General features: G+C 70.6%; 5 protein-coding genes. 2 read left to right on the top strand and 3 right to left on the bottom strand.

The features are described 5' to 3' along the window. From P409_RS22250 to P409_RS22260, 3 genes are all read right to left on the bottom strand, one after another. Window positions 1-2,977: AAA family ATPase (locus P409_RS22250; RefSeq protein ID WP_052121168.1), on the bottom strand; the 2,977-nt coding region annotated here is incomplete at its 3' end. Between the two features lie 89 nt (window positions 2,978-3,066). Next, a complete protein-coding gene (locus tag P409_RS22255) occupies window positions 3,067-4,326 on the bottom strand; it encodes a lytic murein transglycosylase (RefSeq protein ID WP_034843814.1) in 1,260 nt (419 codons plus the stop codon). A gap of 103 nt (window positions 4,327-4,429) precedes the next feature. Continuing rightward, window positions 4,430-5,344: an MBL fold metallo-hydrolase gene (locus P409_RS22260; RefSeq protein WP_081991705.1), complete on the bottom strand. Its 915-nt coding sequence runs from the start codon at window positions 5,342-5,344 to the stop codon at window positions 4,430-4,432. A 519-nt stretch (window positions 5,345-5,863) separates the two neighbouring features. Between P409_RS22260 and P409_RS22265 the strand changes: the two genes are divergently transcribed. After that, a complete protein-coding gene (locus tag P409_RS22265; protein WP_034843816.1) occupies window positions 5,864-6,343 on the top strand; it encodes a (2Fe-2S)-binding protein in 480 nt (159 codons plus the stop codon). Further along, window positions 6,343-6,752: molybdopterin cofactor-binding domain-containing protein (locus tag P409_RS22270; protein ID WP_034843819.1), on the top strand; the 410-nt coding region annotated here is incomplete at its 3' end. The genes P409_RS22265 and P409_RS22270, both read left to right, overlap by 1 nt.

Genomic DNA, 6,752 nt, shown 5'->3' on the forward strand with positions numbered 1-6,752 from the left:
GATACATGTCCGTCAGCCGGCGGCACCACGCCTCCGCCTGGTTGCCGCCGCCGGCGTCGAGGGCCGGCTCGACACGCAGAAGGGCGTCGATCGGCGCGCCGGCGGCCAGGTCGTCGAGGCCCGCGCGCAGGTTGAACAGCTGCAGCGCCAGCCGCGACGCCAGCTCCCGCGACGCCCGCTGCGGGGTCCCGGCGGTATGGGCGTAGCGTCGGTCCAGCCGCTCGCCGGTGCGCGCCGCCTCCCGGATTCGGTCCACCAGCTCCAGGCGCGAGAAGACGGTGTGCCGGTCGTCCCGCGACCAGAAGCCGGGGTCGGCCAGCTCGGCCCGCAGCGCGTCGCCCAGCGCGGTCCAGTCCGGGCTGTCCATCTCCTCGCGGATGGCCTGCCAGCTGGCGTTCAGGAAGGCCCGCTCGGCCTGGGAGCCGTTCGGCCGCAGCATGATTCCCGGCAGCGACAGCGTGTCGTCCAGCCCGATGTCCGGCGCCGCCTCCGCCGCCGGCGCGGCGTCGGGGTCGACGAACTCGACCTGGATGGACCTGCCGTCGGAGCGGACGAACAGGAACTGGTCGCCCTCGGGAAACCGGCGCTCCACCAGCGTGGCGGCCAGGGGCGCCAGCACCAGCTGGTCGATGGCGCGCTTGAGCGGCCGGGCGCCCATCTCCGGGCTGAAGCCGCGGTCCAGCAGGAACTCGATGGCGCCGGCCTCCCACTCCACCGCCCAGCTGCGCTCACGCAGGCCCCGGCGCTCCTGCACCAGGGCCAGCTCCTTGTGCAGGATGTTGCGCATCAACTCCCGCGACAGCGGGCGGAACACGATGATCTTGTCGAGCCGGTTGACGAATTCGGGGCGGAAGGTCTGGCCGATGGTGGCCAGGACCTGGTCCTCGCCATAGGCCTGCGGGTCCGCCAGGAAGCCGAAGCTCTGCCGGCGATGCGCGGTGGCGCCGAGATTCGAGGTCAGGATGATGAAGCTGTGGCGGAAATCGGCCTCGCGGCCATTCGCGTCGCTCAGGCGCCCATCGTCGAAGATCTGCAGGAACAGGTCCCAGCAATTGGGATGGGCCTTCTCGAACTCGTCGAGCAGGATCACGCAGAAGGGCTGCTTGCGGACGCGGGCGATCAGCGAATCGGCGTCGCTCTCGCCGGGCTTGCCCAGGATCTTGGCGGTGGATTCGGCGGTCTGAAACTCGCTCATGTCCAGCCGCGCCATCCGGTCCGGCGCGCCGAACAGGAAGGTGGCCAGCGTCTTGGCCAGCTCGGTCTTGCCCGTGCCGGTCGGGCCGGCCAGCAGGAACACGCCGATCGGGCGACCGGGATCGGTCAGGCCGGCCTTGAGCATGGCGATGCGGTCGACCATCGCCTGCACCGCCTCTTCCTGGCCGATGACGCGCCGGCTGAAATAGTCGCGGATGGCGGCCAGCTCCACCCGCTGGCTGGTGTCGAGGATCACCGGCGGCAGGCCGGAGATCTGCGACAGGGTGGCGATCACGCTGGCCGGCGTCAGCGTCTCCTCGCCGGCATGCAGCGACCGGGCGGTGGCTCGCTTCAGAAGCTCCAGCACGGCGCCCGGCAACTGGCCGCTGCCGAGATAGTGCTGCGCCAGCTCCATGGTCGTGGTGACGGCCTGCTCCGACACGGTCACGCCGACGATGTCGCCGATGCGCCGGCCGAGCTCGCCCGCCAGCTCCAGCGTCTGGCCTTCGCTCATCGGCTCCAGCGCGACCGTCTCGATCACCGAGCGCAGCGAGGGGTAGGCCTGGAACAGCCGCGCGGCGGCGGCCTGGCTGGTCTCGCCGACCAGGATCAGGTCGCCCGCCACCACCGCCGGCATCACCTGGTCGAGGATGCTGGCCGCCTGGCCGCGATGGGTGCCGCTGCCGGCCATCTGGCCGAGGTCGCGCACATACCAGACGATCTTGCGGCGGGCATGCAGGGCGTCGACCAGCTGGCGGATCCGCCCTTCCAGCTGGCCGATATACATCTGGCCGGCCATCAGCTCGTGGCCGCTGGCCATGAACACCTGCCAGCCGGCCTCGTGCAGGTTCAGGCCGAGCAGGCGCAGGAACGAGCTCTTGCCGATGTGCGGGGCGCCGGTGACCAGGACCGAGCGCGGCCGCGGTGCGGCGATGGCAACCTCGGCGGTGGAGAGCTGCTCTTGCCAGGCGGCGGGCCGGATCAGCAGCCGGTCGTCCTCGTCCTCGGTCCACAGCGTGCCGATGCCGGACAGGAAGGCGCGGTCGATCCGGGTGTCCTGCCAGGTGCTGAGCGCCTCGAGCAGGCGGGCGGCGAAGGGATGCCGGATCTTGCGCAGCAGGCCCCGGGCGGGGGCGAGGTCGAGCTCGGCATATCGGCCGAGGAGCGTACCGAAGCCGGGGGTGTCGCCGAGCTCGGCGCTGCGCTCGAAATACACCTCCACGAAACGGGAGATGACCGGGTTGTTCTCCCACCACTCCGGGGCGGCCAGGACCACCTGCCCGACGAGAGGGCGCGGATCCAGCGTGGTCAGGAACCGCAGCGCGTCGGGCAGGACATAGGGGCGCGTGTGCGGCAGGTGCCGCATCACCTCGTCGGCCAGCGATTGCCGGTCCGGATGGTCGCGCAGGACGGTGAAGGCGGCGCAGGCGAGCGGCCAGTTGCCGCCCAGCGCATGGTGGCGCAGCAGGTCGAAGCCGGCATCCGGGCGCCGCATCGCGTCGAGCGCCGCCTGGAACTCCGGGATGTCCGGCAGCTCTCCCGGGCCGCTGACCTCTTCCGCCTTGGGGCCGAGATCCTGGCTGATCCGCTGCAGCAGGGCGGCGACGCTCGCCGCCGGCGCGGGCTCCACGGCCGTCTCGGCCACAGCCGCCGCCTCAGGTCCGGCAGCCGGCTCGGCAGCCGGAGGCGCGCGGGTCGCCTCCGGCTTCAGCCGCATCACAAGGCTGGACAGGATGCCGCCCACGGCACCGGCCAGGAGGGCATAGAGCAGCAGATCGGGCATGCGCGAGTCGTCGTCAGGGAACCGGCGGCATCACTCCGACGGGAAACCGCACCTTTGGCAAGAGGGGTTCGGCCGTGTTCGGCCGAACCTCACCCCGCCCGCACCTGCTGCAGCAGGGTCGTGGTCGGGAAGCCGTCCGGCACCAGGCCCTTGGTGGTCTGCCAGGCCCGGATCGCCCCGCGCGTCGCCGGCCCGACCAGCCCGTCCGGGCTGCCGCCGGTCGAGAAGCCCTTGGACGCCAGCAGCGACTGCAGCTCCATCACCTCGCTGCGCGACAGCGGCTGCTCGTCGCGCGGCCACGTCCCGACGATCGGACCGCCGCCGGCCAGCCGGTCGGACAGGGTGGCGACCGCCAGCGCGTAGCTGGTCGAGTTGTTGTACTTCATGATGACGCTGAAGTTCGGGCCGACCAGGAAGGCCGGGCCGCGCGCGCCCGCCGGGGTGATCACCGAGGCGTCGCCCAGCGCCGGCAGGCTGCGGCCGGAGACCGGCTTCACCCCCAGCGCCGCCCACTGCGCCACCGGCTGCTTGGTGCTCAGCTCCGCCACCGAATAGTCGAAGCCGCGCGGCAGGGTGACCTCGACGCCCCAGGGCTGGCCGCGCTGCCAGCCGGACTGCGCCAGGTAGTTGGCGGTCGAGGCCATGACGTCGGGGATGCTGCCCCAGATGTCGCGCCGGCCGTCGCCATCGGCATCGACGGCGGAGCTCAGGAACACCGTGGGCAGGAACTGGGTGTTGCCCATGGCGCCGGCCCAGGAGCCGAGCATGCGGTCGCGGCTGATGTCGCCCTGCTGCAGGATCTGCAGCGCCGCGAACAGCTGCTCCTTGGCCCAGTCCTGGCGGCGGCCCTCATAGCCGAGGGTGGCGAGGGCGTCGATCACCTCGGTGGTGCCGAAATTCTGGCCGTAATTGCTCTCGATGCCCCAGATCGCGGTGATGACCTGCTTCGGCACGCCGTAGCGCTGCTCGACGGCATTGGCGGTCGACCCCCACTGCGCCAGCATCGCCTGGCCGTTGCGGATGCGGTCTGGCGAGACGGCGCTGTCGAGATAGGTCCAGATCGCCTTGGTGAACTCCGCCTGCGACTGGTCGGCGTCGATCACCTTGGGCAGGAACTGCACGGTGTCGAAGGCGGTGGCCAGCGTCGCTTGGCTGATGCCGCGCGCCGCGGCCTCGGCCCGGAACGCCGCCACCCATTGCTGGAAGCCCTGCGCCTCGGACTGCGCCGGGAAGGCGGCCGAGGCGCCGGGCATCGGGGTCGGCACCACCGGCTGGCCCTGGCCCGAGCTCTGGCAGCCGGCCAGCAGCACCACCCCGGCCAGCACCGCCATCCGCGTGGTCATCGACATGGGCCCTCTCCCCGATTTCCGAATCAGTCGGTGAACGTCGCGGCAAAGTGCCTTGAGATCAAGGCCGGAGCGCGGCAGGGCGGCCGCAAAGGCCTCGGGACCGTCACCCCTGCGGCGCGTCGGGGAAGGCGTCGAGCGGGATCTTCAGGTAGCGCTTGCCGTTCGCCTCGGGCTCGGGCAGGCGGCCGCCGCGGATGTTCACCTGCAGCGCCGCCAGCATCAGCGCCGGCAGCGGCAAGGTCCGGTCGCGGTCGCGGCGCAGCGCGATGAACTCCGCCTCCGACACCGCGGCGATGTGGATGTTGCGCTCCTTCTGTCCGGCGATGCTGCTCTGCCAGCGCGGCTCGCGCCCGTCCGGCCGGTAGTCGTGGCCGGTGAACAGGCGGGTGTCGTCCGGCAGGGCCAGGATGCGCTGGATCGAGGCCCAGAGCTGGCGCGCGTCGCCGCCGGGGAAGTCGGCCCGCGCCGTGCCGCCGTCCGGCATGAACAGCGTGTCATGGATGAACGCCGCGTCGCCGACCAGATAGGTGACCGACGCCATGGTGTGGCCCGGGCAGAACATGACGCCGGCATCCAGCGACCCGATCCGGAACCGGTCGCCATCGGCGAACAGCCGGTCCCAGCCCGTGCCGTCGGTCGGCTGGTCCGGCAGGTGATAGAGGTCCCGCCACAGCGCCTGCACGCCGGCCACCTTCTCGCCGATCGCGGTCGGGGCGCCGGTCCTCTCCTTCAGATAGGCGGCGGCCGAGAAATGGTCGGCATGCGGATGGGTGTCCAGGATCCAGGCCACCCGCAGCCCGCACCGCGCGACATGGTCGAGGATCAGGTCGGCGTTGCGGGTGGAGACGGCGCCGGATTTCAGGTCGAAATCCAGCACCGGGTCGATGACGGCGCAGTCGCCGGTCGCGGGGTCGGCGACGATGTACTGCACGCTGCCGGTCGGCGGGTCGTAGACGGCATGGACGGCGGGGGAGGCATCCCCCATCGCCGGGGCCAGGATCGGGTCGGTCTTGGTCATCGGCGCCGCCGGCTCAGTCCCTGGGCTCGGGCACGTCCTTACCAATCGCGAGCGGTCCGGCCATGTCACCCTCCATTGTCATCGCGGATCAGGGGCGCAGCGCCCGCATCTGCGAAATGTCAGCCTGTAAGAGCGCTGCTACAGGAAGATTGCAGGTTAAATTCGATACAATTTCGACAGTAACAGATAATGATCAGATCATCGATACCAATATCGTCGCAGTATTATAGACATAATGAACGAGATGATCTGATCAATAGCGGGTTAAATCACAGCCGGCTGGTCCGCTCGCAAGGCAAGGACAGCGACGGCATGCAAAATACCATGCCGATCTTGTTGTTTCTGTCGGCGGATGGGACGGGATGCCGCAGCGATGCGCTGCCCTGGGGACACCCACCGGTTTCCCTGGCACAGTTCTGCGACAAGCGGATCGTATCCTTCTCCCTTCTGGAAATCCTGGACCCGGCGCGCTGGCGGCGGTCCCGCCTTGCATGGCCGGTCGCAGAGACGGAGCTGTCCATGGCTGTCGAACTGAACATCAATGGCCGGATCGAGCATATCGACGCGCCGCCGGAGATGCCCCTCTTGTGGGCGCTGCGCGACGAGCTTGGCCTGGTCGGCACCAAATTCGGCTGCGGCGCGGGGCTGTGCGGCGCCTGCACCGTGCATCTCGACGGCGCTGCCGTGCGCGCCTGCCAGACCCCGATCGGCGATGTCGGCACCGCCAGGATCGTGACCATCGAGGGCATCGGCGCCACCGATGTCGGCGTCCGGCTGCAGCAGGCCTGGCTGGCCTTCGACGTGATGCAGTGCGGCTATTGCCAGGCCGGGCAGATCATGTCCGCCGCGGCGCTGCTGGCCGCCACCCCGGCGCCCGGCGACGACGACATCGATTCCGCCATGGCCGGCAATCTCTGCCGCTGTGGCACCTACACCCGCATCCGCGCCGCCATCCACAAGGCGGCCGAACGGAATGCGGCGGAAGGGAGTGCCGGCTGATGGGACACCTGCTTCCCGAGGGTGGCCTCGGCCGCCGTGCCTTCCTCAAGGCCTCGCTGCTGGTCGGCGGCGGCCTGCTGATCGACGCCTCCCTGCCGATGCCCGCGACCGCCGATGAGGGCACCGGCACGCTCGGCGCCTTCATCGCCATCGCGCCCGACGGGCGGGTGACGATCACCGGCAAGAACCCGGAGATCGGGCAGGGCATCAAGACGTCGCTGCCGATGATCATCGCCGACGAGCTGGACGTCGACTGGGACCAGGTCACCGTCACCCAGGCGATGGTGAACGAGGCTGTGTACCGGTCCGCAGACGGCGGGCGGCAGCCGGGCCACGCCGACCAACTGGATGCCGCTGCGCCAGGTCGGCGCCGCGGCGCGGGCGCTGCTGGTCCAGGCCGCCGCCCGGC

Origin of the sequence: Inquilinus limosus MP06, assembly GCF_000767795.1 — a bacterium.
In the GTDB taxonomy this organism is placed as follows: domain Bacteria; phylum Pseudomonadota; class Alphaproteobacteria; order DSM-16000; family Inquilinaceae; genus Inquilinus; species Inquilinus limosus_E.

Coding starts and splice junctions, on each gene's coding strand:
- P409_RS22255 (WP_034843814.1), bottom strand. CDS start 4,326: ATGTCGATGACCACGCGGATGGCGGTGCTGGCCGGGGTGGTGCTGCTG.
- P409_RS22260 (WP_081991705.1), bottom strand. CDS start 5,344: ATGACCAAGACCGACCCGATCCTGGCCCCGGCGATGGGGGATGCCTCC.
- P409_RS22265 (WP_034843816.1), top strand. CDS start 5,864: ATGGCTGTCGAACTGAACATCAATGGCCGGATCGAGCATATCGACGCG.